Origin of the sequence: Aquicoccus sp. SU-CL01552, from assembly GCF_040365005.1 — a bacterium.
Taxonomy (GTDB): Bacteria; Pseudomonadota; Alphaproteobacteria; order Rhodobacterales; family Rhodobacteraceae; genus Antarcticimicrobium.
On the sequence record NZ_BAABWV010000008.1, the window covers coordinates 142455 to 168083 of the forward strand.

General features: G+C 67.5%; 26 protein-coding genes. 11 read left to right on the forward strand and 15 right to left on the reverse strand.

The features are described 5' to 3' along the window. Positions 1–44 precede the first annotated feature (44 nt). Positions 45–1376 carry an NAD(P)/FAD-dependent oxidoreductase gene (locus ABWV23_RS11190; RefSeq protein ID WP_353347693.1) on the forward strand — a complete coding sequence of 444 codons (1332 nt, stop codon included), beginning with the start codon at positions 45–47 and terminating at the stop codon, positions 1374–1376. Between the two features lie 40 nt (positions 1377–1416). Here ABWV23_RS11190 and ABWV23_RS11195 read toward each other — a convergent pair whose 3' ends face one another. Then, the gene (locus ABWV23_RS11195; protein ID WP_353347695.1) at positions 1417–2349 is read right to left on the reverse strand and encodes an MBL fold metallo-hydrolase; all 933 of its coding nucleotides are present in this window, start codon (positions 2347–2349) and stop codon (positions 1417–1419) included. Positions 2350–2535: 186 nt separating this feature from the next. Here ABWV23_RS11195 and gltX point away from each other — a divergent pair, with 186 nt between their 5' ends. After that, the gene (gene gltX, locus ABWV23_RS11200; protein WP_353347697.1) at positions 2536–3861 is read left to right on the forward strand and encodes a glutamate--tRNA ligase; all 1326 of its coding nucleotides are present in this window, start codon (positions 2536–2538) and stop codon (positions 3859–3861) included. 18 nt (positions 3862–3879) lie between these two features. Here gltX and ABWV23_RS11205 read toward each other — a convergent pair whose 3' ends face one another. After that, entirely contained in the window at positions 3880–4449 is a 570-nt protein-coding gene (locus ABWV23_RS11205) for a gamma-glutamylcyclotransferase family protein (protein ID WP_353347699.1), read from the reverse strand. 107 nt (positions 4450–4556) lie between these two features. On the opposite strand from ABWV23_RS11205, the gene ABWV23_RS11210 reads away from it, so the two are divergent. Then, positions 4557–5003, forward strand: coding sequence for an RrF2 family transcriptional regulator (locus tag ABWV23_RS11210; protein WP_353347701.1), 447 nt, complete (start codon positions 4557–4559; stop codon positions 5001–5003). 5 nt (positions 5004–5008) lie between these two features. Here the strand turns inward: ABWV23_RS11210 and ABWV23_RS11215 are convergent, their stop codons facing one another. Continuing rightward, positions 5009–7537 (reverse strand): ABC transporter permease, encoded by a 2529-nt coding sequence (locus tag ABWV23_RS11215; protein ID WP_353347703.1) that lies wholly within the window; start codon positions 7535–7537, stop codon positions 5009–5011. Beyond that, the gene (locus ABWV23_RS11220) at positions 7534–8229 is read right to left on the reverse strand and encodes an ABC transporter ATP-binding protein (RefSeq protein WP_353347705.1); all 696 of its coding nucleotides are present in this window, start codon (positions 8227–8229) and stop codon (positions 7534–7536) included. The genes ABWV23_RS11215 and ABWV23_RS11220 overlap by 4 nt, the downstream gene beginning before the upstream one ends. A 24-nt stretch (positions 8230–8253) precedes the next feature. Between ABWV23_RS11220 and ABWV23_RS11225 the strand changes: the two genes are divergently transcribed. Then, the gene (locus ABWV23_RS11225) at positions 8254–8919 is read left to right on the forward strand and encodes an arylesterase (RefSeq protein WP_502901648.1); all 666 of its coding nucleotides are present in this window, start codon (positions 8254–8256) and stop codon (positions 8917–8919) included. A 111-nt stretch (positions 8920–9030) separates the two neighbouring features. Here the strand turns inward: ABWV23_RS11225 and ABWV23_RS11230 are convergent, their stop codons facing one another. The 3 genes from ABWV23_RS11230 to ABWV23_RS11240 all read right to left on the reverse strand — a co-directional run bounded on the left by ABWV23_RS11230 (position 9031) and on the right by ABWV23_RS11240 (position 10524). Beyond that, complete coding sequence (locus ABWV23_RS11230) at positions 9031–9237, reverse strand: cold-shock protein (protein ID WP_300244161.1); 207 nt, start codon at positions 9235–9237, stop codon at positions 9031–9033. Between the two features lie 161 nt (positions 9238–9398). After that, entirely contained in the window at positions 9399–9932 is a 534-nt protein-coding gene (locus tag ABWV23_RS11235) for a DUF4329 domain-containing protein (RefSeq protein WP_353347707.1), read from the reverse strand. Positions 9933–9957: 25 nt separating this feature from the next. After that, positions 9958–10524 carry a L,D-transpeptidase gene (locus ABWV23_RS11240; RefSeq protein ID WP_353347709.1) on the reverse strand — a complete coding sequence of 189 codons (567 nt, stop codon included), beginning with the start codon at positions 10522–10524 and terminating at the stop codon, positions 9958–9960. A 293-nt stretch (positions 10525–10817) separates the two neighbouring features. Here ABWV23_RS11240 and trxC point away from each other — a divergent pair, with 293 nt between their 5' ends. Continuing rightward, the gene (trxC, locus tag ABWV23_RS11245) at positions 10818–11243 is read left to right on the forward strand and encodes a thioredoxin TrxC (protein ID WP_353347711.1); all 426 of its coding nucleotides are present in this window, start codon (positions 10818–10820) and stop codon (positions 11241–11243) included. 172 nt (positions 11244–11415) lie between these two features. Here the strand turns inward: trxC and ABWV23_RS11250 are convergent, their stop codons facing one another. The 5 genes from ABWV23_RS11250 to ettA all read right to left on the reverse strand — a co-directional run bounded on the left by ABWV23_RS11250 (position 11416) and on the right by ettA (position 15628). Continuing rightward, a complete protein-coding gene (locus tag ABWV23_RS11250; RefSeq protein ID WP_353347713.1) occupies positions 11416–12108 on the reverse strand; it encodes a hypothetical protein in 693 nt (230 codons plus the stop codon). Between the two features lie 61 nt (positions 12109–12169). Then, positions 12170–12550: a hypothetical protein gene (locus ABWV23_RS11255; protein ID WP_353347715.1), complete on the reverse strand. Its 381-nt coding sequence runs from the start codon at positions 12548–12550 to the stop codon at positions 12170–12172. A 210-nt stretch (positions 12551–12760) separates the two neighbouring features. Then, the gene (locus ABWV23_RS11260; RefSeq protein WP_353347717.1) at positions 12761–12967 is read right to left on the reverse strand and encodes a cold-shock protein; all 207 of its coding nucleotides are present in this window, start codon (positions 12965–12967) and stop codon (positions 12761–12763) included. 277 nt (positions 12968–13244) lie between these two features. Then, on the reverse strand, positions 13245–13565 hold the full coding sequence (locus ABWV23_RS11265) for a hypothetical protein (protein WP_353347719.1): 321 nt from the start codon (positions 13563–13565) through the stop codon (positions 13245–13247). Between the two features lie 407 nt (positions 13566–13972). Further along, on the reverse strand, positions 13973–15628 hold the full coding sequence (gene ettA, locus ABWV23_RS11270; RefSeq protein WP_353347721.1) for an energy-dependent translational throttle protein EttA: 1656 nt from the start codon (positions 15626–15628) through the stop codon (positions 13973–13975). Between the two features lie 181 nt (positions 15629–15809). Between ettA and ABWV23_RS11275 the strand changes: the two genes are divergently transcribed. The 3 genes from ABWV23_RS11275 to dacB all read left to right on the forward strand — a co-directional run bounded on the left by ABWV23_RS11275 (position 15810) and on the right by dacB (position 18910). After that, positions 15810–16634: a siderophore-interacting protein gene (locus ABWV23_RS11275; protein ID WP_353347722.1), complete on the forward strand. Its 825-nt coding sequence runs from the start codon at positions 15810–15812 to the stop codon at positions 16632–16634. A gap of 61 nt (positions 16635–16695) precedes the next feature. After that, on the forward strand, positions 16696–17307 hold the full coding sequence (locus ABWV23_RS11280; RefSeq protein WP_353347724.1) for a nicotinate-nucleotide adenylyltransferase: 612 nt from the start codon (positions 16696–16698) through the stop codon (positions 17305–17307). A gap of 106 nt (positions 17308–17413) precedes the next feature. Then, positions 17414–18910, forward strand: coding sequence for a D-alanyl-D-alanine carboxypeptidase/D-alanyl-D-alanine endopeptidase (dacB, locus tag ABWV23_RS11285; RefSeq protein WP_353347726.1), 1497 nt, complete (start codon positions 17414–17416; stop codon positions 18908–18910). Positions 18911–19023: 113 nt separating this feature from the next. Here dacB and ABWV23_RS11290 read toward each other — a convergent pair whose 3' ends face one another. After that, entirely contained in the window at positions 19024–19392 is a 369-nt protein-coding gene (locus tag ABWV23_RS11290) for a tellurite resistance TerB family protein (RefSeq protein ID WP_353347774.1), read from the reverse strand. A 177-nt stretch (positions 19393–19569) separates the two neighbouring features. Here ABWV23_RS11290 and ABWV23_RS11295 point away from each other — a divergent pair, with 177 nt between their 5' ends. After that, on the forward strand, positions 19570–21144 hold the full coding sequence (locus ABWV23_RS11295; RefSeq protein WP_353347728.1) for a lysine--tRNA ligase: 1575 nt from the start codon (positions 19570–19572) through the stop codon (positions 21142–21144). A 177-nt stretch (positions 21145–21321) separates the two neighbouring features. Continuing rightward, a complete protein-coding gene (locus ABWV23_RS11300; RefSeq protein WP_353347730.1) occupies positions 21322–23607 on the forward strand; it encodes a glycosyl hydrolase family 28-related protein in 2286 nt (761 codons plus the stop codon). Between the two features lie 6 nt (positions 23608–23613). On the opposite strand, the gene ABWV23_RS11305 is transcribed toward ABWV23_RS11300, so the two are convergent. Together ABWV23_RS11305 and ABWV23_RS11310 are read right to left on the reverse strand one after the other, a co-directional pair. Continuing rightward, positions 23614–24099 (reverse strand): HugZ family pyridoxamine 5'-phosphate oxidase, encoded by a 486-nt coding sequence (locus ABWV23_RS11305; protein WP_353347732.1) that lies wholly within the window; start codon positions 24097–24099, stop codon positions 23614–23616. A gap of 40 nt (positions 24100–24139) precedes the next feature. Then, on the reverse strand, positions 24140–24805 hold the full coding sequence (locus tag ABWV23_RS11310) for a hypothetical protein (protein WP_353347734.1): 666 nt from the start codon (positions 24803–24805) through the stop codon (positions 24140–24142). Between the two features lie 149 nt (positions 24806–24954). On the opposite strand from ABWV23_RS11310, the gene parA reads away from it, so the two are divergent. Beyond that, positions 24955–25614 (forward strand): ParA family partition ATPase, encoded by a 660-nt coding sequence (gene parA, locus ABWV23_RS11315; protein WP_353347736.1) that lies wholly within the window; start codon positions 24955–24957, stop codon positions 25612–25614. Positions 25615–25629: the final 15 nt, after the last annotated feature.

The following is a 25629-nucleotide window of genomic DNA, read 5'->3' on the forward strand; positions in this document are numbered from 1 at the left end:
AAGAATCCTGATGCGGCCGCCGCCGGGGCGGCTATAGTCCGGCCATGCCTGGTCCCACTCTCGATCCCGTCTCCTCCGATCTCCGCCTGCCCGCACGTACCGACGTGGTGGTGATCGGCGGTGGCATCATCGGCGCCTCCACCGCGCTGGAACTGGCCGAACGCGGGCTGTCGGTGCTGCTGTGCGAAAAGGGCCAGATCGGCGGCGAACAGTCGAGCCGCAACTGGGGCTGGGTGCGGCTGTCGATGCGCGACCCGCGCGAGATCCCGCTGATGCTCGAGGCGATCCGCCTCTGGGAGGGGCTGGAGGACCGCACCGGGCGGCGCACCGGGTATCGCAAGAGCGGCATCCTCTACACCTCGAGCAGCGCCAGGTCCCTTGGCCAGCGTGCCCGCTGGGCCGAGAACCTGGCCCCCTACCAGGCCGAGGCGCGGATGCTGCCGGGGGCCGAACTGGACGCGCTGTTGCCCGGTCACCGGCTGGATCTGAAAGGGGCGCTTTACACCCCCGGTGACGGCCGGGCCGAGCCGCAATGGGCCGCGCCCGCGATTGCCGGGGCGGCGCAGGACGCTGGCGCGGTGGTGATGACCGGCTGCGCGGTGCGCAGCCTCGACATGGTGGCAGGACAGGTTGCGGGTGTGATCACGGAACGGGGTCGTGTGGCCTGTGACGCGGTGGTGCTGGCGGGCGGGGCATGGTCGCGGCTGTTCGCGGGCAATGCCGGGGTGTACCTGCCGCAGCTCAAGGTGCTGAACACGGTGATGCGCACCGCGCCGGTCGCGGAGGGACCGGAAACCGCCCTTTGGACCGATGGGTTCGCGATGCGCAGGCGCGCCGATGGCGGCTATACCGTGGCCTCGGGCACCGAGAACACCGTCGACCTCGTGCCCGACAGCTTTCGCCTTGCCCGCGCCTTCCTGCCGGCGCTGCGCCACGAATGGTCAAGCCTGCGGTTCCGCCTGTCCGGGCGCTGGGGCGAAGAGGCCGGGCAGGCGCGCCACTGGCGCCCCGACGAGATCACGCCGTTCGAGGCCTGTCGCATCCTTGACCCTGACCCGTCGCCGCGAGCGTTGCGCGCGAGTTGGGCCGCGGCGCGGCGGGCCTTCCCGGTGCTGGAGGGGGCCGAGATGGTGCAAAGCTGGGCCGGGCTGATCGACGTGACCCCCGATGCGATCCCGGTGATCTCGGGCGTCGACAGCGTACCGGGGCTGCATGTGGCAACGGGGTTTTCCGGCCATGGTTTCGGCATCGGACCGGCGGCAGGGCGGCTGATGGCCGATCTGGTGACCGGCGCCAGCCCGGTGGTGGACCCGTCCGCGTTTCGCCTGTCGCGATTCACCGATGGCAGCCGGGTCCACCCCGATCCCGGGTATTGAGGGGGCGCCTGCGCGGCGCCCCCGGCTTGGCGAGCAGCCCCTACATCATCTGGTAGCTGACCGGCACGAAGCGGAATCCGTCGCCGCGGGGCTCGACGAAACCGGCGGCGGGGAAGGGCATGTGATAGCCGATCATCGGCACCCGGTCGGCGGCCAGCATGCCCAGCACCTTGCGGCGCGCGGCGGTGGCGGCGGCTTTGTCCATGTCGAATTGCACCTCCCACTCGGGGTGGGCAAAGGACCAGACGTAATGGTTGGCGAGGTCCGCGGCCAGCACCAGCCGCTTGCCCGCGCTTTCCAGGTGGAACGACATGTGCCCCGGCGTATGTCCGAAACTGGCCAGCGCGGTGATGCCCGGCGCCACCTCGGCCCCGTCCTCGAGAAAGGTCATCTTCTCGGTCAGTGGTGTCACGTTCTTGGCCACCAGGTCGCCGACCCGGTTGCCCGCATCCATCTTGGCCCAGAAATCGTATTCGACCCGGCCGGTGACATAGCGCGCATTGGCAAAGGTCGGCGCACCGTCGGTCATCATCCCGCCGATGTGGTCAGGGTGCATGTGGGTCAGCACGACAACGTCGATCTGGTCGGGGGTGACCCCGGCCTCGGCCAGGGCGCTTGCGATGCCGCCCTTGCCCAGCCCGGTGTCGAACAGGATCTTTTGCCCGCCGACCTCGACGAGGGAGGGGGTGAAATAGAACTGCGCCATGTCGGCGGGAATGAAATTCTGCGCCGACACTTCGGCAAATTCCTCGTCGCTGGCACCGCCGCCGAAGATCGCCTGGGCGCCGTCGCGCGGCAGGCTGCCGTCCAGAAGGGTGGTCACCGACATCTCGCCCAGCGAAAAGGCCCGGGCGTGCGGCATGGCGGGTTTGCCGGCGTGGGAGCCGGCGGCAACGCGGGTGGCTGCACTGGCGGCCAGCGGAAGCGCGGCGGCCCCGGTCAGGGCGGCGCGGCGGGTCAGTCTGATGGTCATGGATCGGCTCCTCGTTGAACTATCGAAACCAATATAGCGCGAACGGCTTGCAAGCCCTGTGCGAATTCGCAGGCGGAAATGTGTGAATTTGCATGAGCGGGTGCGGATGCCCGGGGCCGGCGGGGCGCTGGCAACTGGACAATTCCGTGCCCCTGTGACAAACGGCGCCCAACAGGAGACGCCCCCATGACAACCACCCGTTTCGCCCCGTCGCCCACCGGCTATATCCACGTCGGCAACCTGCGCACCGCGCTGATGAACTTCCTGATCGCCCGCAAGGCCGGCGGCACCTTCATCCTGCGGATCGACGACACCGACCAGGAACGTTCCAAGCAGGAATACATCGACGGCATCCAGCGGGACCTGGAATGGCTGGGGATCACCTGGGACCGGATCGAATACCAGTCCAAGCGGCTCGACCGTTATGCCGAGGCCGCCGATAAGCTGCGCGAGATGGGCCGCTTTTACGAGGCGTTCGAGACGCCGACCGAGTTGGACCTCAAGCGTAAGAAGCAGCTCAACATGGGCAAGCCGCCGGTCTATGACCGCGCCGCTCTGTCGCTGTCCGACGCCGAGAAGGAGGCGCTGCGCGCCGAACGTGGCAACGGGGTCTGGCGCTTCAAGCTGGATCACCAGCGGATCGAATGGACCGACGGTATCCTTGGCGACATCTCCATCGACGCCGCCAGCGTCAGCGACCCGGTGCTGATCCGGGGCGACGGGCAGGTGTTGTACACCATCGCCTCGGTGGTAGACGATACCGAGATGGGGGTGACCAATGTGGTGCGCGGATCGGACCACGTGACCAACACCGCCACCCAGATCCAGATCATCGAGGCGCTGGGCGGCACCGTTCCCGCGTTTGCCCATCACAGCCTGCTGACCGGCCCGCAGGGCGAGGCGCTGTCGAAACGACTGGGCGTGCTGTCGTTGCGCGACCTGCGCGACCAGGGGGTGCAGCCGATGGCGCTGCTGTCGCTGATGGCGCGGCTGGGTTCCTCCGACCCGGTGGAGTTGCGCAGCGACATGGCCGAGCTGATCGAGGGGTTCGACATCGCCCGTTTCGGCGCGGCCCCGACCAAGTTCGACGAGAACGACCTGTTCCCGCTGACCGCGCGCTACCTGCAGTCGCTGCCGCTCTCGGCGGTGAAGGACAGCGTCGCGGCGGCCGGTGTGCCCGAGGACCTGGCCGAGCCGTTCTGGCTGATGGCGCGGGAGAACATCAGCACCCTGAACGACCTGGAAGAGTGGTGGACCCTGTGCCGCGATGGCGCCGAGCCGCTGATCGACGAGGCCGACAAGGATTTCATCGCCGAGGCGATGGAGATGCTGCCCGAACTGCCCTTCACCGAAACCACATGGTCGGAATGGACCGGGGCGGTGAAACAGGCCACCGGGCGCAAGGGCAAGGGGCTGTTCATGCCGCTGCGCAAGGCGCTGACCGGCCGTGAACGCGGTCCGGAAATGGCCACGCTGATGCCGCTGCTACAAAAGGTTCGCGGGCGCGGCTGATCCGCCGAAGGGGGCCGGTCAGGCCCCCTCGACGATGCGCGCGCCGATCGCAGCCAGCCGGTCGTCGACAAAACCGGTTTCCTCGGCGCGCAGTTTCTGGTGGCGCGGATAGCGCGGCGCGGCGCGGTCGTTCAGGATCGGGGCGTCCCAGCCGTCGGTGGTGGTAAAGAACCGCTCGGCCCCCTCGCGCCCGAACTCGCGCAGATAACCCTGCACCACCACGTCGAGATAGCTCAGCAGGATCGGATAGGCCCGGCTGGGCGGCTGGTGGCGATGCGCGGGCACGGCATAGACCGCGATCTCGATCTCGTGCTTGACGAAATGGGTCACGCTGTCGGTCGCAGGCACCCGGTCATAGGCCCATTCGCGTTCGTCCAGCTTGTCCCAGTCGCCGCCGGGCACATGGGCGATCATGCCCTCGATCTCGGTTTGCGGATCGGGAATCGCGGTCAGGAAGGCCACCTCGCGCAGGTCGGTATGCCGCCAGGCCCGCCGCCAGCCTTTCAGCCGCGCCGGGCGCGGGTCGGAAAAGTCGTGGGTGGCGGCGTTCACAAGGCTGCCGTAGCCAAAGAAGTAGGGGTCTGCCATGGGCGGTTGTCCCGATTGCCTGTATTCCAATTGATGTATGTCAAACCGGATTTCTCGGAAAGGTGCAATAAAACCTTATCATTTATTCCGAGGGGGGGCTTCTGATCATGCGCATCACCAAAAGGACCAACATCGCCATACGTCTCTTGATGTATTGCGCGACCCACGATGATCGGTTGGTCACGAAATCGGAAATCGCCACCAGTTGCAACGTGTCGGAAAACCACCTGGCCCAGGTGATCAACCAGCTGAGCCAGCTCAACTACCTGCGGACCCAGCGCGGCCGCAACGGCGGCATGAGCCTGGCGCGCCCGGCCGAGCAGATCCGCATCGGCGAGGTGTTCCGCCTGCTGGAGGGCGGGCTGCCGCTGGCCGAGTGTTTCGCCGATGCCGACAACACCTGCCCTCTGGTGTCCGCCTGCCGGTTGCGGCTGGCGCTGATCGACGCGGCGCAGGCGTTTTATGCCTCGCTGGACGAGGTCACGCTCGACGCGCTGATCTGCGACAACCTCGATCTGACGAAGCTGTTGCAGCCGGTGACCTGCGGGCGCTGATCCGATCACTCCCGCGCCCGCAACACGCGGGCGGGCCGCGCCGCCAGCGGGCGCCATGCGAACAGCAGCCCGGCGGCCAGCGTGGTCAGAACCCCGCCCAGCACGATGGCCAGCGCGGCGGGCCAGATCACCGTGAAATCGGTCTCCAGCACCTGTCGGGTCACGGCCCAGGCCCCGGCGATCCCGGCCCCCAGCGCCACCAGGCCGGCAGCAGCCCCCAGAAGCGCGCTGCGCAGGGCGAAACTCAGCAGGATGCGCCGCCGCGCCGCGCCCAGCGTCTTCAGCACCGCCGCCTCGTAGGTGCGCGCGCCGACACCCGCCGCCGCCGCGCCGATCAGTACCAGGAACCCGGTCACCAGCGAGATTCCGGCGCCCCATGAGGTGGCAGCCGCGATGCCCGCCAGCACGCCCGAAACCCGGTCGATGGCATCGCGTACGCGGATCGCGGTGATGTTCGGGAACTTGCCGGCCAAGTCGCGCAGGATCTGTGCCTCGGCCTGCGGTTCGGCATAGACGGTGGCGATGAAGCTATGCGGCGCGCCGGCCAGCGCGGCGGGGTTCATCGTGAGGACAAAGCCCATCCCGGCGGTCGAGAAATCGACCTCGCGGAAACTGGTGACGGTGGCGGTGATGTCCCGGCCCAGCACGTTGACGGTCATCGTGTCGCCCAGCGAAAGGCCCATCTCGGCGGCCTCCTCGGCGGCAAAGCTGATCTGTGGCGGGCCGGAGTAATCCTCGGGCCACCATGTCCCGGCGGTGATCCGCGTGGTCTTGCCGGGCCGGGCGGCATAGGTCACGCCGCGGTCCCCGCGCACCACCCAGTGATCGCCGGCGACCTCGCGCGCGGGTCGGTCGTTGATTCGCGTGATGACCCCGCGCAGCATCGGCGCGGTTTCCAGGCGCGAGACCGCCGGATCGCCCTCCAGCCGCTCGCGGAAGCCGGGCATCTGGTCTTTCTGGATGTCGACGAAGAAATAGGAGGGGGCGACCTCGGGGAGGTTGCCCGAGATCGCGTTGCGCAGGTTGCCGTCGATCTGCCCGACGGCCGAGAGCACCGACAGCCCCAGCCCCAGCGACAGCACCACCGATCCGGCGCCCTCTTGGCGAGACCCGATGGCGGCCAGCGCCCAGCGTAGTGCCGGGCGACCGCGCGCAGCGCGCCCGCCACGCCGGGCCAGTTGCCGCATCAAACCGGCCGCAAGCGTCAGCAGCACCAGCGCCCCGGCAATGCCGCCGGCGGTCCACAGCGTCAGCCGTGGCGCGCCGTTGAACCAGGCGGCCAGACCGACAAGCAGCCCCAGCGCGGCCATGATGACCAACAGGTAGCGGGGCGCGGGCAACAGCCGCGCCGAGGAGAGCGCCTCGCGGAACAGGGTGGCGGCGCGGACCTCCTCGGTGCGCGCCAGCGGCCAGAGCGTGAACACCAGCGCGGTCAGCAGCCCGTAAAGTGCTGCTTCGCCCAGCGGACGGGGATAGAGGGTAAACACCGCCGGCACCGGCAGTTGCGCCCCGATCAGCGGCCCCAGCAGCACCGGCAGCCCGCCGCCCAGCACCAGCCCCAGCGCGATGCCCAGAACCGACAGCGCGCCGATCTGCAGGAAATAGGTCTGAAAGATCGTTGCCCGGTCCGCCCCCAGCGTGCGCAGGGTGGCGATGACTTGCGTCTTGTCCGCGAGATAGGCGCGCACCGCCGCCGACACGCCGACGCCCCCGACGGCAAGGCCCGAGAGCCCCACCAGCACAAGGAAGGCGCCCAGCCGCCGGACGAATTCGGCCACGCCCGGCGCACCGTTGCGCGCATCGCGCCAGCGCAACCCGGTGGCCTCGAACCGTTCCTTTGCGGCCGCCTCCAGCGCCGGCAGATCCGCCCCCTCGGGCAGGTCGAGCCGGTACTTGGTCGAGAACAGCGTTCCCGGCGCCAGCAGCCCCGAAGCGTCGAGCGCCGGGGTCGCCACGATGGTGCGCGGGCCGAGCGAAAACCCGTCCGCCGCCCCGTCCGGCACCTGCGCCAGCGCCGCCGTCAGCACGAACTCCTGCAGCCCCAGCTTGAAGCGGTCGCCGGGGGTCAGCCCCAGCCGGTCGATCAGCACCCGCTCCATCACTGCGCCCGGTACACCGTCCTGCCCGGCCAGCGCGGCCTCCAGCGGCATGTCGGGCGTGAGCGTTACCGATCCGATCAGCGGATAGGCCCCGTCCACCGCCTTGACCTGGGTCAGCGCCCGGTCCGCCTGTCCGTCCTGCTCCACCACCGCCATCGAGCGGAAATCCACGATCTCCGAGGTGCGGGCGGCGGACCCGGCCATCCAGACCCGTTCTTCCGCGCTGGCAAAGCGATAGGTAAACTCCATTTCGGCGTCGCCACCCAGAAGTGCGGCGCCCTCGCGCGCAAGCCCGGCCTCGATCGCGGCGCGGACCGAGCCGACGGCGGCGATGGCCGCCACCCCCAGCGCCAGGCAGGCGAGGAAAATGCGGAAGCCGCCAAGGCCCCCGCGCAATTCACGCCGGGCGAAGCGGGCGGCAAGCGTGAGGCTCATTCGGCGACGTCCCGGGCCGGTTGGTCGGTGATGCGCCCGTCGCGCAGCCGCACCACCCGGTCGCAGCGGGCTGCCAGTTCCGGTGCGTGGGTGACCAGCACCAGCGTCGCCCCGTGGCGGTCGCGCAGGTCGAACAGCATGTCCATGATCGCCCGGCCGTTGGCCTCGTCGAGGTTGCCGGTGGGTTCATCGGCCAGCAGGATCTGCGGGCGCGGCGCTGCGGCGCGGGCCAGCGCCACGCGCTGTTGCTCACCACCGGAAAGTTCTGCGGGGTAGTGCCCGGCGCGCTGTGCCAGGCCCACGGCCTCCAGTTCCGCCTGCGCCCGGTCAAAGGCGTCGCGCCGCCCGGCCAGTTCCAGCGGCGTCGCCACGTTCTCCAGCGCGGTCATGGTCGGGATCAGGTGAAACGACTGGAATACCACCCCCATGTGGTCGCGGCGAAACCGCGCCAGCGCATCCTCGTCCATCGCGGTCAGGTCGTGGCCCAGCGCAAGGACGCTGCCGCCGGTGGCCTGCTCCAGCCCGCCCATCAGCATCAGCAGCGAGGATTTGCCCGAACCCGAGGGGCCGATCAACCCCAGCGTCTCGCCCGGAAGCACGTCAAGCGTGATGCCATGCAGGATATCCACCCGCCCGGCATTGCCATTCAGCGACAAAGCGGCATCTTTGAGCGAAAGTACGGGGTCGGTCATGGGCCATCCTGTTTTGGGTTCCCTATGGGATATGGAGTACGTGGCGATATGCGCAAGTTCTTCCTCGGATTGATGTTTTGTCTGTGTGCCCCCTGGGCCGCAGCGGGGACGGTGACCATTGCCGCGCTGGGCGACAGCCTGACACAGGGCTACGGGCTGCTGTCCGAACAGGGGTTCGTGCCACAACTGGAGGTCTGGCTGGCCGCGCAGGGCGCCGATGTGGCGCTGATCAATGCCGGGGTGTCCGGCGATACCACGGCGGGCGGAGCGGCGCGGGTCGGCTGGACCCTGAGCGAAGATGTCGATGCCATGATCGTGACCTTGGGCGGCAACGACCTCTTGCGCGGCTTGGCGCCCGAGGTCACGCGCGCCAACCTCGAGACCATCTTGCAAGAGGCGGAAAAGGCGGGGGTGCCGGTGCTGCTGATCGGCATGCAGGCGCCGGGCAACTATGGGCCCGCCTACAAGGCCGCCTTCGACGCGATCTATCCGGAACTGGCGGCGGCCCATGGCACGCTTTACGCCGAGAGCTTCTTTGCCGGGCTGGAGGGGCTGCGCGACGATCCGGGCGCGATGAACCGCTACATGCAGCCCGACGGTATCCACCCCAGCGCCGAGGGAGTACGAAAGATCGTCGCGGCGCTGGGGCCGAAGGTATTGGAACTGGTGGCGCGGGCCGAAGGCGGCTGAGGGGGCGATCGCGCATCCGCACTCCCATCCGCCAAATGATAAACCCCCTCCCGGGCTGCGCCGGAAGGGGGCTGAATTTCCTGGTGCCGGCCCTCGGGCCGACCGTCAGGCTCAGGCCAGGGCCAGGTTGATCGCCGACTCGCGGCCGTCACGGCCAGCTTCGATGTCGTAGGTCACTTTCTGGTTGTCGGCCAGGCCGGTCAGGCCCGAACGCTCAACGGCCGAGATGTGCACGAACACATCCTTGCCACCGGATTCCGGTGCGATAAAGCCGTAGCCTTTGGTGGTGTTGAACCATTTGACGGTGCCGTTTGCCATCGTCGTTTCTCCTGTCTTGGTCTGCCCGCGGGATGCGGCAGGTCGGCTCGGTCGTAGCAAGATCGAAGACTGAGCCTTGGAAGAGGAGCAGTAGTGTCGATAGCGTAACGTTGCGCAAACTACATGGGGCTTGTTGAGATTCGCTGCAAGAAAAAATCCTGTCACTCCCATGAATCGAGCGCCAGAAGTTGCACGTAGGACAGCGTTTCAGAGATGGTCCCGTCGTCTCCTGCGTGGAAATCCGGGTCCTGCGGCAGGCAGCCGAGGCCGCAGATCTGCACCGCCAGCATCGCCCGGCTGTCGATGTACCAGAGCCGTCCGCCGGGCGTCGAGACATAGCCGGTGACCCCCTCGCGCCGGTCGCTGCGCATGTCGAGCGCGGTGGGAAATTCCGCCGGGATCGACGGGTCGTAGGCACCGTGGGTATGCAGCGAGGCGATCAGCTCGAACCCGGTGCCGGGCATCTCGGGGGTGCAGCCGTTGTGATGGCCGCGCAGGATCTTGGTGAAGGCCGGCGTGCCATCCTGCCGCCATCCGAGGTATCCGCAATACTCGTACCCGGCGGCAAAGGACAGGTGCTGGATCGGGGCCAGCCGCGCCTTGAGCATCTCCACTTGCGCGGGCGGCGGCGGGGTATAGGCCGGCAGTGGCTCCAACACTGCAGCCAGCGCCAGCAGGGCAACGACCAGGATCACCGGGGCGCCGTCCGGGCGTGTAACCTCACAGCACGGTCACCACGGTGCCGACCGGGACACGTTCGTAGAGGTCCATCACATGGGCGTTCAACATGCGGATGCAGCCGTTGGACCAGGATTGACCGATGCTCTCGGGCTGGTTGGTGCCATGGATGCGGAAATAGGTATCAACCCCGTTCTGGAACAGGTAGAGCGCCCGCGCCCCCAACGGGTTTTCCGGCCCGCCGGGCTGGACATAGTCGTTGTCGACAAATCGGGCGTAGCTGCGCGGCGAGCGTTCGATCATCTCGTCGGTGGGCCGCCAGGTCGGCCATTCCTTCTTGACGTCAATGGTGGCGGTGCCGGTGAACTCCAGCCCCGCCTTGCCGACGCCGACGCCATAGCGGATCGCCTTTCGCTCCTCGGTGACCCAGTAGAGGTAATAGGACCGTGGCAGGATCAGCATCTGGCCGGGTTTGAAGTCGCGCTTGATGCGGACGTATTGCGGGGTGGGGTCGAATTCGGTGTCCTGCGCCGAAACGGGCTCGGGCCAGAGCGCTGGCAAGGCGGCTGTCGCGGTGGCGGCGGTCAGAAAGGTGCGGCGTGTCAGCATGGCTCACTCATTCAGTTCGAAAGGGGCCATACCATTCTGCCGCAGCGGGCGGGCAGGTCAATCGCTTTGCGCGCCGTTTACGCGGATGAGGGCGCTTCGGCGTTATTAGCCCCGGCGCTCTCGGGGAAAATTTGGGTAATATTAATTCAAATCAATATCTTGCATGTGTGTCGTCCGGTGGTGCAATTGTGTCGACGGAGGTGCTGCGCGGCAACCTATGCCCGCGCTCTTGTCACCGGAGAGCGGACATCCCATATCTTTTTTTGAATGTGAATTTCGTACAGGAGGCAAGGATGGCGGGCAAGAAACTGACCTGTCTGGAATGTGGTCAGGTCAACCGGGTTCCGGAGGAGAAGTTGGCGGCGGGGCCGAAGTGCGGCACCTGTGGCGCGGCGCTGATCTCGAGCAAGGCGGTCGAGGTGGATGCGGCGACGCTGGCCAAGGCGGCGCAGAACGACGATGTGCCGCTGGTGGTGGATTTCTGGGCCCCCTGGTGCGGCCCGTGCCGCATGATGGCGCCGGAATTTTCCAAGGCGGCCAAAAGCTTGCAGGGAAAGGTGCGGCTGGTGAAGCTGAACACCGAAGAGCATCAGGCCGCCGGCATGAAATACGGGATTCGCGGCATTCCGACGATGGTGGAATTCGCCGGTGGGCGCGAGGTGAAGCGGCAATCGGGCGCGATGCGCGAGGACCAGATCGTGAGTTGGATCGGCGCCTGACCGGATTTCGGGGCGCGGATCGGGGTGTTTGACGCCGGTTTCGTACAATTCGGACCCGTGCGCGACCCGCGCCCCGGGCCGGATTGGGGAGTTTGCGGGCGGTTTTGTACGATCGGACCCGCGCCCCGGTCGTGCCGCGCGGGAAAGCGTTGAATTTTGGTAAATTCGCCCCTCAGAAAGTGACCGCCGCCACAAATTCGGCGGGTGTGACCGGCACCGCCCGGCCGTCTGGTGTTCGCCGTACCATCCCGCGCAGCGATTTGGCCGATCCGGGAATCCCGGCCTCGGCGGCGGCGCGGTCCGCCTCGGACACCCGGTCGGTTTTGCATTCCCCCTGCACCGTCCAACGCTGGTAAGAGATCGGTCCGGCCACCGCGCCGGCGATCACCCGCGGGGCGATATCGTTCTCCCGAACCTTGCCGCTGGCGATCAGCGCCTTGATCGCCTCGGCGGTGATCTCGGCGCTTTCAACAAATTCCATGTCGGCGACCCGGCGCTCCTCGGCTGTCGGGGTGCCGTCGGTCAGGCAGTGGCGCGCCACGAACAGCCAGTCGTGGATCATGTAGGCGGGGGCATAGCCCCAGGGCGAGAAGCCGCGAAAGAGCTGCCCGGCGCGCGGGATCGAGCCGCCGTCGGTATAGATCATCTCGGGCTGGATCACGCGCGGGCTCCCCTCGGCGCGCAGCAGCCGCAGCGGATCGCGCGGGTTGGGGACATAGACGAACCGCCCGTCGCCGGACGATCCGCCTTCGCCCACCCACATCACGAAGAGCGAGCCCTTGAACCGGCCTGTCGGGGTGGCGTCGTAATCGACCCGACCGCAGGCGGCGAGCAACAGGCAGAGCAGGAACGCAAGGCGGGGCATGGCGATCTCCGGCGGTGTCGGGCAACTGTGCCGCAGATCGGGGGCCGGTGAAAGGGGGCGCTCAGGCCCGCGCGCGGCCGGGATAGGCCAGCGAGACCAGCGCGGCCAGCAGGGCGGCAACCCCGGCGGCGGTGCCGATCCAGCCCAGGAACCAGAGCCGACCGGCCAGCACGCTTTCGGCGTAGGAGGCGGCAAACTCGGCCTTGCCCCAACTGGCGGTGGCAAAGGCCCCGGCAGCGATCAGCGAAAAGAGCGCGATGCGCGGCCCGGCGGCAAGCCCGGCGAGCGCGGCGAGAGCGGCCAGCAGCAGCCCGGCAGGGGCGCCGATCACGATGACCTGCGTGCTCCACCACGGGTGGGCGCCAAGCCATTGGGGCACGCCGGTCTGCGCGGCGAGCGCCATCAGCAGGGCGGCGGGGATCAGGGCTGGGATGTGTTTCATGCGGGCCTCCGTCGGTCCCTGCCGAGATAGGCGGGCGACGGGGCGGCGTGAACCGACCCTCACGCAGGGGTGAGGGGGCGTGTTAGCGCGGGATGTCGGGGGGGGAGAGGTGCAGGGCGCCGAGGCGCGGCCTGCGGGTCAGAGCGGGGCGTGATCGCCCCGCCCGCGGTCAGGTTCGGGGGCGCAGGATCTGCGCGCCCCGGGGCCGAATCAGGCCAGGGCCAGGTTGACGGCGCTTTCGCGGCCGTCACGGCCGGCTTCGATGTCGAAGGTCACCTTCTGGTCGTCGGCCAGGCCGGTCAGGCCCGAACGCTCGACGGCGGAGATGTGGACGAAGACGTCCTTGGAGCCGCCTTCAGGCTGAATGAAGCCGAAGCCTTTGGTGGAGTTGAACCATTTCACGGTGCCATTGGCCATGTGAGTTTTCCTTAAGTGTTCGCTGCCCACGACATGTGGCAGCCCGGCAAGTCACAACTGGATCGAGAGCTGTGAGCCGGTGAAGGAAAACAGAATGTCGAAAAGAAGATCGTTAGCTCGGCCCGTATGACAGGGAGGGAATCATAAAGCAAGAGAAATCGGCGGGGGCTGTGGGCGCTGTCATCCCGGCGCTAGCGGGGATCTTTGGTCAGGATTGGAGATCCCCGCTTTCGCGGGGATGACAGGGGGCGGTCCAAGTGGAAGCGCGATGATCGGCCTATTTGCAGACCGTGTCGGGCACGCCTTTGCCCTTGATCGTGATGCGGCCCTTGCCATCGACCGAAACGCTGCGCGCCTTGCCCGTCGACGCATTGACCAGCATTCCCTGTTTGTTGGTCTTGTAGCCGCTTGAGATCGAGCGACCCTGGAACTTGCCCTTGAATGCGATCCGTCCCTTTTTTGCGTTGGCCTTGCCGAATTTCAGCTTCACGGGGCTGCCGTCAGCGTCGCAGGAGAGGCTCTTGCTGCTCAGCAGTTGGAGCGCATCCGGTGCGGAAAGTTGTTTGGCGTGCAGGGGGCCTGCAAGGGCGATCGCCATGACGGCGGGAAGGACAATCTTGAAAGGGAAGGACAAAGGGCTGCTCCTGATCAAATACTCTGGAGAGGCTAGGGCCATTCGGGCGGGTGCGTCAATCGCTGCGGGGGGGGGGGCGAGGGTGTCACACAGATGGGATCGTGGCTGTCAGGCCGGGCGTTTGGGCCCTTCCGAGGTCGGGCATGGCGCTGGCGCGCCTTGTCGGTGAGGGTCGTCCAAGGGGAAACCGGCTGCAGCGATGAGCCCCGCGCGCTGTCATCCCGGCGCAGGCCGGGATCTTTGGTGGGGCGCTGTCGGGAGATCCCCGCTTTCGCGGGGATGACAGGTTCGCGGGGATGACAGGGGGGGAGGGGGCGACCGGCCCGAAACAAAACCGCCCGCCGGTGAGGGCGGGCGGCTGGGGTTTCGCGTTACCGCGAGAACTTCTTGTGCTTGAGCCGCTTGGGTTCCAGCGCGTCGGCGCCGAGGCGGCGTTTCTTGTCCTCTTCGTAGTCGGTGAAGCCGCCCTCGAACCATTCCACGTGGGCCTCGCCCTCGAAGGCAAGGATGTGGGTACAGATCCGGTCGAGGAAGAAACGATCGTGGCTGATCACCACGGCGCAGCCGGCGAAATCGACCAGCGCATCCTCGAGCGCGCGCAGCGTTTCCACGTCGAGGTCGTTGGTCGGTTCGTCGAGCAGAAGGACGTTGCCGCCCTCTTTCAGCAGCCGGGCCATGTGGACCCGGTTGCGTTCACCGCCCGACAGCAGGCCGACCTTTTTCTGCTGGTCGCCGCCCTTGAAGTTGAAGGCCGAGCAATAGGCGCGGGAGTTCATCTGGGCGTCGCCCAGTTCGATCACCTCGGCGCCGCCGGTGATCGCCTCCCACACGGTGTCCTCTGCCTTGAGGTCGTCGCGCGACTGGTCGACGTAGGACAGTTGCACCGTGTCGCCGTAGGTGACGGTGCCGGCGTCGGGCTTCAACTGGCCGGTGAGCATGCGGAACAGGGTCGATTTACCGGCGCCGTTGGGGCCGATCACGCCGACGATGCCGCCGGGCGGCAGCGCGAAGCTCAGGTCCTCGATCAACTGCTTGTCGCCCATGTGTTTCGACAGGTGCTCGACGTCGATCACCTTGGAGCCGAGCCGCTGGCCGTTGGGGATGACGATCTGGGCGCGGGCGATCTTTTCGCGCTCGGACTGGTTGGCCAGTTCGTTGTAGGCCTGGATCCGGGCCTTGGATTTCGCCTGCCGGGCCTTGGCGCCCTGCTGCATCCATTCCAGTTCGCGTTCCAGCGTCTTTTGCCGGGCCTTGTCCTCGCGCGCCTCGTGCTGCAGGCGCTTGGCCTTCTGTTCCAGCCAGGCGGAGTAGTTGCCCTCGTAGGGGATGCCGCGGCCACGGTCGAGTTCGAGGATCCAGCCGGTGATGTCATCGAGGAAGTAGCGGTCGTGGGTGACGATCAGGATGGTGCCCTTGTAGTCGATCAGGTGCTGTTGCAGCCAGGCGATGGTCTCGGCGTCGAGGTGGTTGGTCGGTTCGTCGAGCAGCAGCATGTCGGGGGCTTCGAGCAGCAGCTTGCACAGCGCGACGCGGCGGCGTTCGCCGCCCGAGAGCGTGGCGACATCGGCGTCGTCGGGGGGGCAGCGCAGGGCCTCCATGCTGACGTCGATCTGGCTGTCGAGGTCCCACAGGTTCTGGCTGTCGATCTCGTCCTGCAGCTTGGCCATCTCCTCGGCGGTCTCGTCCGAGTAGTTCATCGCCAGCTCGTTGTAGCGGTCGAGGATGGCTTTCTTGTCGGCCACGCCCAGCATCACGTTCTCGCGCACGGTGAGGGTCTCGTCGAGCTGCGGCTCCTGCGGCAGGTAGCCGACCTTGGCGCCCTCGGCGGACCAGGCCTCGCCGGTGAAATCGGTGTCGATCCCGGCCATGATGCGCATCAGGGTGGATTTACCGGCGCCGTTGACGCCGACCACGCCGATCTTCACGCCGGGCAGGAAGTTGAGATGGATGTTCTCGAAGCACTTCTTGCCCCCGGGGTAGGTCTTGGACACCCCGCTCATGTGATAGACGTATTGATAGGCGGCCATGTGGTACTCCGGCTTTGGAATGGGAAGGTCGCGCGGCGCGCGGTTTTGCCCTAGATAAAGGTCCGGGGCGGCGCGGGCAAGCCGCCTGCGCGGGGTGTTTCCTGTGGGCTGGGGGTTGAAATCCGACAAAAATGATCGGAAATAGGGGCGAGGCGCAGATCCGCGCCAAAGGAGTTTTGCCATGCCCGCCGCCCCCGGTCCCGTCCTGCCCGATCTCAAACGTCCCGCCCGGGGCAAGCCCGGGCCGCGCCTGGTCACGGTGGTGGCCAACCGCAGGATCACGCCGAACATGATCCGCCTGACCCTGACCGGGCCGGAACTGGCCGATGTGCGCCCGAACTGCGAGGGCGCCAACTGCAAGATCTTCTTGCCCGGGGCGGGGCAGGGGCGCGAGGATTTCGCCCGCCAGCTCAAGGACGGGCCGCGCCCGGTGGTGCGGACCTACACGGTGCGGCATTGGCGGCCCGAGGTGCTGGAGCTGGACGTGGATTTCGTCGATCACGGGCTTGGGGGGCCGGCGAGTGCCTTTGCCAACAGGGCGCAACCGGGGGATTTCTGCGGCTTTGCCGGGCCGGGGCCGGTCAAGCTGTCGGAGTTCTATGCCGACTGGTACCTGGTGGCGGCGGACATGTCGGCGCTGCCGGTGGCGGCGGCGGCGCTGGAGGCGATGCCGCGCGACGCGCGCGGCGTGGCGATCTTCGAGGTGACCAGCGCCGGGGACCGGCAGGAGATCGACGCGCCGGCGGGCATCGAACAGCATTGGCTGGTGCATCCGGACCCGCATCACCCCTCGCCCGTGCAGGAGGGGATGATCCGCGCGCTGGACTGGCCGGCGGGCCGGGTGCAGACCTGTGTCGCCGGCGAGAGCGGGGTGATCAAGGCGCTGCGCGGCTACCTGCACCAGGAGCGGGGGCTGGATCGCAAGGATACCTATGTCTCGGGCTACTGGAAGATCGGGCTGGTCGAGGACGAGCACCAGCAGGAAAAACGCCGCGAGAGCGCCTGACGGGTTTGCTCTGGACCCTCCGCCGCGCGGCACATAGGGTCGCGCGCCAGAGGAGACAGGGATGCGAACCGGATTTCCGCCCGCCGCGCGGGGCCAGTCTGTCGGGCTATTGGGCGGGTCGTTCGATCCGGCCCACGCGGGGCATGTGCATATCACCCACGAGGCGCTGCGGCGCTTCGGGCTGGACCGGCTGTGGTGGCTGGTCAGCCCCGGCAACCCGTTGAAGGCGCATGGTCCGGCCCCGATCGACGACCGGATGGCGCGGGCGCGGGCGCTGATGCGCCATCCCCGGGTGACGGTGACCGATATCGAGACGCGGCTGGGCACGCGGGCCACCGCCGACACCTTGGCGGCGCTGCGGGCGGCCTATCCGGGGGTGCGTTTCGTCTGGCTGATGGGGGCCGACAACCTGGCGCAGTTCCACCGCTGGCAGAACTGGGAGACGATCATGCAGACGGTACCGCTGGGGGTGCTGGCGCGGCCGGGCGACCGGATCTCGGCGCGGATGTCGCCGGCGGCGCAAATCTATCGCCGGTTTCGGTTGCCGGGGCAGGCGAGCCGGTTGTTGGCCCGGGCGCAGGCACCGGCCTGGTGTTTCGTCAACGTGCCGATGGTGGACGTGAGTTCCTCGGTAATCCGCGCCAACGGCGGCTGGCGGCACGGGGGCGCGTGACCTGTGGCGTTGCCGTGTCGCATGGTCGCTGAATTTCCCGAATTCCGCCGCTTGCCTGCCGGTAAGAGCTGCGATTTGATGACCGCATGAGTATCAGGGTTTCACGATGAGTATCAGGGTTTCACGGCGTTGGGTTTTGGCGGGGCTGGGCGCGGCGGCGGTCCCGGGATTGGGTTCGGGCGTGGCGCAGGCCGGGCCGCCGGCGGCCTCGTTGCGGCCCCGGATGCGGGTGGCGGGATTTGCCTCGGGCGGGGCCGAGTCGCTGATTGCGCGGTTCGGCCTGCCCGGGGACGTGGCCTGTTCGGTGGCCGACGTGAGCAGCGGCAAGCGGCTGGAGTCGATCCACGGCGCGGCGGGGATGCCGCCGGCCAGCGTGGCCAAGATCGTGACCTCGCTTTACGCGCTGGACCGGTTGGGGTCCGGGCATCGGTTCATCACCCGTGTCATCGCGACGGGGCCGGTGAACAATGGCGTGTTGCAGGGGGATCTGATCCTGGCCGGGGGCGGCGATCCGACGCTGGACACTGACGCGCTGGCCGACATGGCGGCCCGGATGAAGCGCGCGGGCATCCGCGAGGTGCGCGGGCAGTTCCGGGTTTACGAGGGCGCGCTGCCCTATGCGCGCAGCATCGACGGCAGCCAGCCCGCCCACCTGGGCTATAGCCCGGCGGTGTCGGGAATCGCGTTGAATTTCAACCGGGTGCATTTCCAGTGGACGCGCGGTGCCGAGGGGTACGCGGTGGCGATGGACGCGCGCAGCGACCGCTATCGCCCGGATGTGACGATGGCGCGGATGCGCGTCGCGAAGCGGAGTTTGCCGGTCTATACCTATCGGGATCACAACGGCATCGACGACTGGACCGTGGCCAGCGGCGCGCTGGGCAAGGGCGGGTCGCGCTGGTTGCCGGTGCGCCGGCCGGCGCTTTATGCCGGCGACGTGTTCCGCACCATGGCGCGGGCGCATGGCATCACGCTGCGCCCGGCGGTGGTGACGGACCGGCTGCCCGGCGGCACCGAGGTCGCGCGCCAGACCAGCGCGCCGCTGCGCGAGATCCTGCGGCTGATGCTGAAGTATTCCAACAACCTGACCGCTGAGATGGTGGGGATGAGCGCCAGCGCCGCCGGGGGCGCGGCGCCGCGCTCGCTGCGGGCGTCGGCCGAGGAAATGAGCCGCTGGGCCGGGCGGACGCTGGGCATGGGGCAGACCCGGATGGTCGATCACTCGGGGCTGAGCGATGCCTCGCGGATGACGCCGGACGACCTCGTGACGGCGCTGGTGGCGGTGCGGAAGACCGGGGTCCTGCGCCCCTTGCTCAAGCCGTTCCCGATGCGCGATGCGCGCGGCAAGTTGATCAAGAACCACCCGATCCGGGTCGATGCAAAGACCGGGACGTTGAATTTCGTTTCCGGGCTGGGCGGTTTCCTGACCGCGCCGGACGGCACCGAGCTGGCCTTTGCGATCTTTACCGCCGACCTGCGGCATCGGGCGCGCAGCAAGAAGGCGCAGGACGAGGTGCCGCAGGGCGCGCGGCCGTGGAACCGCAAGTCGAAGCAGCTTCAGCAGAAGCTGATCGAGCATTGGGGCGCGGTCTACCGGGGGTGAGTCGGGTGCCCCGGGGCGCGGAGATCCCGGATCAGGTCCGGGATGACAGGGATGCGAAGTGATCCCGGATCGGGTCCGGGATGACAACGCCATTTGTGTCCTCGGGGATCGGCTCAGGTCAGGTGGCGGGCGCGGGCGCCGCGTTCGATGGCGGCGGCGTGCAGCCGGTCGAGGTCCAGTTCGTAGCGGATCTCTTCGAGCAGGCGCAGTTCGGCTGACGCGAGCTTGCCATCGGCGGCGGCCACGTCGCAGGCCAGCGCATAGGCGGTCTCGAACAGGCGCTCGGGCAGGTCGCCGCGAATGAGGCCGAACAGGGCATCGAGCCCGTCCTCCTGCTCGAACAGGTCGAACACCATCTGGGACATGATGTTCATGCGGTCGATGTCATAGCCGGCGAAGACCGGCAGGTTGTTGACGGCAGACTGGATCTTGACCAGTTCGGCGGTGCGGATGTTCTCGTCGGAGGCGGAAACGGCGATCATCAGAGCGACGAGGCAGTCTTGCGCGCTGAGCACATGTTGGTTTGGGCTGGTCACGGGGAACGCTCCTTTGGCTTGCGCATGTTGCGGCGCAGAATATTGACGCGCCGTCGGCAGCACAATAGGTAGCGGCCCATGATCGCGCGCCCAATGCGCGGCGTTGACCCTTCGGAGAATGATATGTCGGAATTGCGCGAAGCCGCCCTGCAATCGAAAGCCTGGCCTTTTGAAGAAGCGCGCCGCGTTCTCAAACGCTATCAGAAGGTGCCGCCGGAAAAGGGATACGTGCTGTTCGAGACCGGCTACGGGCCGTCGGGGCTGCCGCACATCGGCACCTTCGGCGAGGTGCTGCGCACCACGATGATCCGCCGCGCCTTCGAGGCGATCAGCGACATTCCCACCAAGATGATCTGCTTTTCCGACGACTTGGACGGGATGCGCAAGGTGCCGGGCAACGTGCCGGACCAGGAGATGCTGAAAGAGCATCTGCAAAAGCCGCTGACCAGCGTGCCGGACCCGTTCGGCACCCATGACAGTTTCGGCGCGCATAACAACGCCATGCTGCGCCGGTTCCTCGATACCTTCGGGTTCGAGTACGATTTCTACTCGGCGACCGAGTTCTATCGCTCGGGGCAGTTCGACGAGGTGCTGAAGCGCGCCGTCGACAAGTACGACGAGGTGATGAAGGTCATGCTGAAATCGCTCCGCGAGGAGCGGGCGGCGACCTATTCGATCTTCCTGCCGATCCACCCGGAAACCGGCCGCGTGCTTTACGTGCCGATGAAAGAGGTGAACAAGGAAGACTATACCATCACCTTTGACGACGAGGACGGCAAGGAATGGACCCTTCCGGTCACCGGCGGCAACGTCAAGCTGCAGTGGAAGCCCGATTTCGGCGCCCGCTGGGCGGCGCTGGGCGTGGATTTCGAGATGTACGGCAAGGACCATTCGACCAACACGCCGATCTATGACCGGATCTGCGAGATCCTGGGCCAGCGCAAGCCGGAGCATTTCACCTATGAGCTGTTCCTGGACGAGAACGGGCAGAAGATCTCGAAAAGCTCGGGCAACGGGATCAGCATCGACGAATGGCTGAGCTATGCCAGCACCGAGAGCCTGTCGTATTTCATGTACCTCAAGCCGAAGACGGCCAAGCGGCTGTATTTCGACGTGATCCCGAAGGCGGTGGACGAATATCACCAGCAGTTGCGCGCCTATGCCGGGCAGGACATGAAGGCGCGGCTGAACAACCCGGTGTGGCATATCCACGGCGGCGCGGTGCCGGAATCGACGCTGGTGGTGCCCTTTGCGATGCTGCTGAACCTGGCCTCGGTGGCCTCGGCGCAGGACAAGGAAACCCTTTGGGGGTTCATCCGCCGCTATGCGCCCGACGCCACGCCCGAGTCGCATCCCGACCTCGATGCCGCTGCCGGCTTCGCGGTGAAGTACTACGAGGATTTCGTGCGGCCGACCCGGGTTTACCGCGCACCGAGCGAGGAAGAGCGCGCGGCGCTGGTGGAATTGCGCGATGCGCTGGTCGCATACGACGGTCCGGTCGAGGACGAGGCGCTGCAATCCATCGTCTATGCCGTGGGTCGCGAGAAGTTCGACCCTCTGCGGGCCTGGTTCACCGCGCTTTACGAGGTGCTGCTGGGCGCCAGCCAGGGGCCGCGCTTCGGCGGGTTCATCGCGCTCTACGGGATCGACGAGACCGTGGCGCTGATCGACAAGGCCCTGGCGGGCGAGCTGGCCTGAGCCAGAGCCGTGGCAGGGCGGGGTGAGGCCCGCCCGCCGTCCCGTTCCCATTCCCGTTTCATGATGCCCTGAGGCCGGGACCACCGCGCGGTGGTCTCAGCCCCTGTTAACCCCACCCGGATACCCGTTTGCGCCGACCGGAACGGCCCGGCGCGGGGCGATGGAAAGGGGTATGTCATGAACAAGGCGATTACCGAGGGCGTGGTGCTGATGCCGCCGGCATTTGCGGACGGGCTGGCGCAATGGTCGAGCGGCAACGGCACGCCCGGCTCGGACAGCTATGACGGGGCGGTGAACGCGGTGCTGGTGGCGGTGGACCAGGATTTCGCCGGCTGCCTCGAGTTGCAGAAGACCGTCTCCACGCAAAAGCTGCGCTACAAGGGCAAGACGCCGCTGTTGCCGGGCTGTTACCTGCAGATCACCGTGCGGGTGAAGGCGATGAGCGGGGCGCTGCCGACGGTGCGTATCGCGGGCTGGGCGGGGGATTCCGGCGACGCGCACGTGGGGGGGGTGACCGAGACGGCGGCGGCCACCACCCTGACCAGCTATGGCGAGGTGGTGGAGCTGCGTGCCATCGTCGGCACCGGCGATCGCGGCGGCGTCGACATGGTCTGGGGGCCGGTGGCGGAATACGGGCATTTCGGGATCGACCTGACCGGGGCCAATGGCGGCGTGGTGCGCATCGACGATATCGAGATCACCGATATCACCAGCGTGTTCCTGCGCGACATGCTGAGCCAGGTGGATGTGCGCGATTACGGCGCGCTGGGCGACGGGGTGAGCGATGACAGCGCCGCCTTTGACGCCGCCGATGCCGATGCGGACGGACGCCGGGTGTTCGTGCCGGCGGGCACCTATTTTTGGGCCGACTCCGTGACGCTGGAGTCGGAGGTGGCATTCGAGGGCACGGTGACGATGCCCGACGACAAGATGCTGCTGCTGACCAAGAGCTTCGACCTGCCCCATTACATAGATGCCTTCGGCGACGAGGAGCTGGCCTTTCGCAAGGCGTTCCAGGCGCTGTTGAACAACGCCGATCATGAGAGCCTGGACATGGGCGGGCGCAAGGTGACCGTGACCGGGCCGATCGACCTGCAGGCGGCGGTGCCGAACAAGGGCAGCTATGCCACCCGCCGGGTGGTGCGCAACGGCCAGTTGGAGGCCAGCCCGGGCGCGGCATGGGAGACCGAGGTGGTCACCTCGCAGGCGAGCTACAGCCTGTCGGACCCCAAGACGCTGACCGGGGTGAGCAACGTGGCCAACGTGCCGGTGGGGGCGCTGGTCGAGGGCGTGGGCGTCGGGCGCGAGGTCTATGTCACGGAAAAGAAGGTCGGTGCGCAGGAGATCACCCTGAGCAAGCCGCTCTATGACGCGGTGGGTACGCAGAGTTTCACCTTTCGCGGGTTCAAGTACCTGCTGGATTTCAGCGGCTTTACCAAGTTCAGCAAGTTCGCGCTGTCGGATGTCGAGGTGCAATGCGAGGGGCTGTGCAGCGGTATCCGGCTGGCGGTGACCGGCGTGGCCTTTCACCTGCGCGACTGTTTCATCAGCCGGCCCAAGGATCGCGGCGTGACCTCGATCGGGTCGGGTTGCCAGGGGATGCTGATCGACCGCTGCCAGTTCCTGTCGGACGAGAACGATCTGGACGTGGACGAGCGCAGCAGCATCGCGATCAACGCCAATGCCAACGACGTCAAGCTGCGCAACAACCGGGCCGAGAAGTTCCGCCATTTCGCCGTGCTGGCGGGCAGCAACAGCGTGGTGATGGGAAATCACTTCTTTCAGGGCGACGGGGTCTCGGGCGGGGTGCGCACCGCCGGGCTGGTGATGAGCGCGAGCTATTGCAGTTCGACCGTCACCAGCAACTATGTCGACAATTGTTTCATCGAGTGGACCAACGAGCACGACCCGACCCCGGATTTCGTCAGCGGCTTTTCGTTCGCCGCGATGAGCATCGCCGACAACATCTTTCTTTCGGGCGACGTGGCGCCGTGGTTCAGCTATATCGTCATCAAGCCGCATGGCACCGGGCATTTCCTGAACGGCGTCAACGTGACCGGCAACATGTTCCGCAGCATCAACGGCACCATCGACCGGGCCGAGCGGGTCGATACCAGTTTCTCGGACCTCGATTACACCCGGTTCAAGAACGTGACCTTTGCCGGAAATACCTATCACGCGGTCACCTACCAGGCGATGAACCCGCTGCGGCTGCGTCACAGCGAGGGCAGCGCGGCTGCGACCTGGACCGTCGAGGCGGGCGGCGAGTTGCCGTTCGAGGGGCGTGCGCGCGGGGTCGACGGGATCGTGGCGATGGACGCGATCAAGACCGGCGGCGGCGCGGTGGTGCATGATCTGCCCCATGTCCGGCTGGAGCAGGGCGCCAAGGGCGACAAGGTCAAGCTGCTGTGGTCCGAGGCGGTCAAGGGCGAGGTGGCGTTGAGCCTGCGCATCGACAGCTGAGCGGGGTCAGGCGGGCAGGCCCATGTCGGTGGCGGTGAGGCGAAACGCCTTGCCGAAGCCGCCGTTGAGGTGCCCCGCCTGCACCGTGAACAGGGCGAAGCTGAAATCGGCGAACCCGATGTAGAGTTTCGCCTTGGGGTGGTCACGCAGGTAATGCGCGGCCAGTGCGTCGTAGCTGTCTTCGCCGTTTCGGATGAAATGGGCGCGGGCCTGCAGCGTGAGGCGCGGGTGGGTCAGCGGATCGCCCTTGGGGCCCGGTTCCCCCACCATGAGCGAACAGGCGGGATTGCCGCGCAGCGCCCCGGTATGGGTGGCAAGGTCGGAAACCAGGGTCAGCGGCGTGCCGTCGGGCGCACGGCCAAAGGCGACGCGGCTGACCATCGGCGCGCCATCCGCAAGGATCACGGCCAGCGCGGCAAAGCGGGCCTTGGTCAGCAGGGCGCGGGCCATCTCGCGGGCCGCGTCGTCGGTGGGGCGGATCGGGTTGGTCATGGGGCCTGTCTAGGGCGGTCGCGCGGGCCGGGCAAGCCGGTCAGAATCGGTGCCAGAGCGCGAGCTTGATGCCGATGGTCTCGCGCCCCGCCGATTTGCGCTCCAGCCCGATCAGCCAGGTGGCGTAGCGGGGGCGGTCGATCAGCAGCCCCGGCGACAGTGTCCAGGCCAGCGGTTGGCCCGGGATCAGGGCGGTTTCCACTTGCAGGATCGGGTGGAGGCGACCGGGGGCGGAGAGGCCCAGTGTCGCGTCGAGCTTGTAGATCGGGGTGGGAGTGCCGAGCCGGCGTTCATAGCCGGCGTCGATGGCGTACCAGCCGCCGCCGCGACGGGTGCGAAAGCTGCGCCCGAGCGAGAGCGTCAGCCGATACATCGGGTTCCACGCCCCGCGCCAGTGGTGACCGCCGAGCGCGGCCTCGACCGCCAACCGGGTCCGGGCGGCCGGGCGGCTGAGCGGCAGGCGGGCAAACAGCAGCGCATGGCCGGCAATGCCGGGACGTTCGTTGACATCGACCCCGAGGGCGAGGCGGGGCGAGAGGCCCAGGTCGGCATAGACCGACAGCTCCTGCCGCGCACCGGGGTCACCCTGCCGCGCGGTGCCGGAGAGCGCGAGGAATCCGTGGCCGGTCTCGCGCATCCAGGCGCCGGCAGTGGCAGGGGGCGCGGCGCAGAACAGGGCCAACAGCAGCGGGGTCAGGCGGCGCATCGCGGGCTCCTTTCCCGGCAGGGTCGGAGAGCAGGGTTAACGAATCGTTATCCGGCCCCGGTCCGGCCCCAGTCTGGCGCCCCATCGGATTTCCGTTGCGCTGGCGGGCGGCTGCTCTAAGCTGCAATGCAGCAAAAGCGGAGGCCCGGATGGCACATGTGATCACCGTCGCGCAGCAAAAGGGCGGGTCGGGCAAGACCACGCTGGCGGTCAACCTGGCGGTGGGCTTTGCCCGCGCCGGGAAATCGGTGGCCCTGATGGACACCGATCCGCAGGGCAGCGCCGGGCGCTGGTTCATGACCCGGCTGGAGGCCTTGGAGGATGGTGCCGGCGGGGCGCTGGCCGCGACGCCGGAGATCAGTTTCTCCACCGCCTCGGCCTGGGGGGTGAGTTACGAGCTGCGCAAGTTGTCGCAGGCGCATGACATCGTGATCATCGACACCCCGCCCAAGGCAGACAGCGATCTGCGCCCGGCGTTGCGGGCCAGCGACCTGGCGCTGGTGCCGGTGGCCTCGTCGCATCTGGATCTCTGGGCGGTCGAGATGGTGCTGTATCTCGCCACGCGCGAGGATGTGCCGGCGATGATCGTGATGACACGCGCCCGCCCGGGCACGCGTCTGGCCGCCGACGTGGCGGGCAAGGCCGCCGAGCTGGAGGCGGAGGTGGCCGAGGGGGTCATGGCCAATCGCGTCGTCTATGCCGAGACGCTGGGGCAGGGGCGCGCGGCGCTGGAGGCGCCGAAGGGGCCGGCCCATGACGAGGTGACGCGCCTGGTGCAGGAGGTGCAGACGGCGCTTGATCGGCTGTGATAGGCTGAAGTCGGG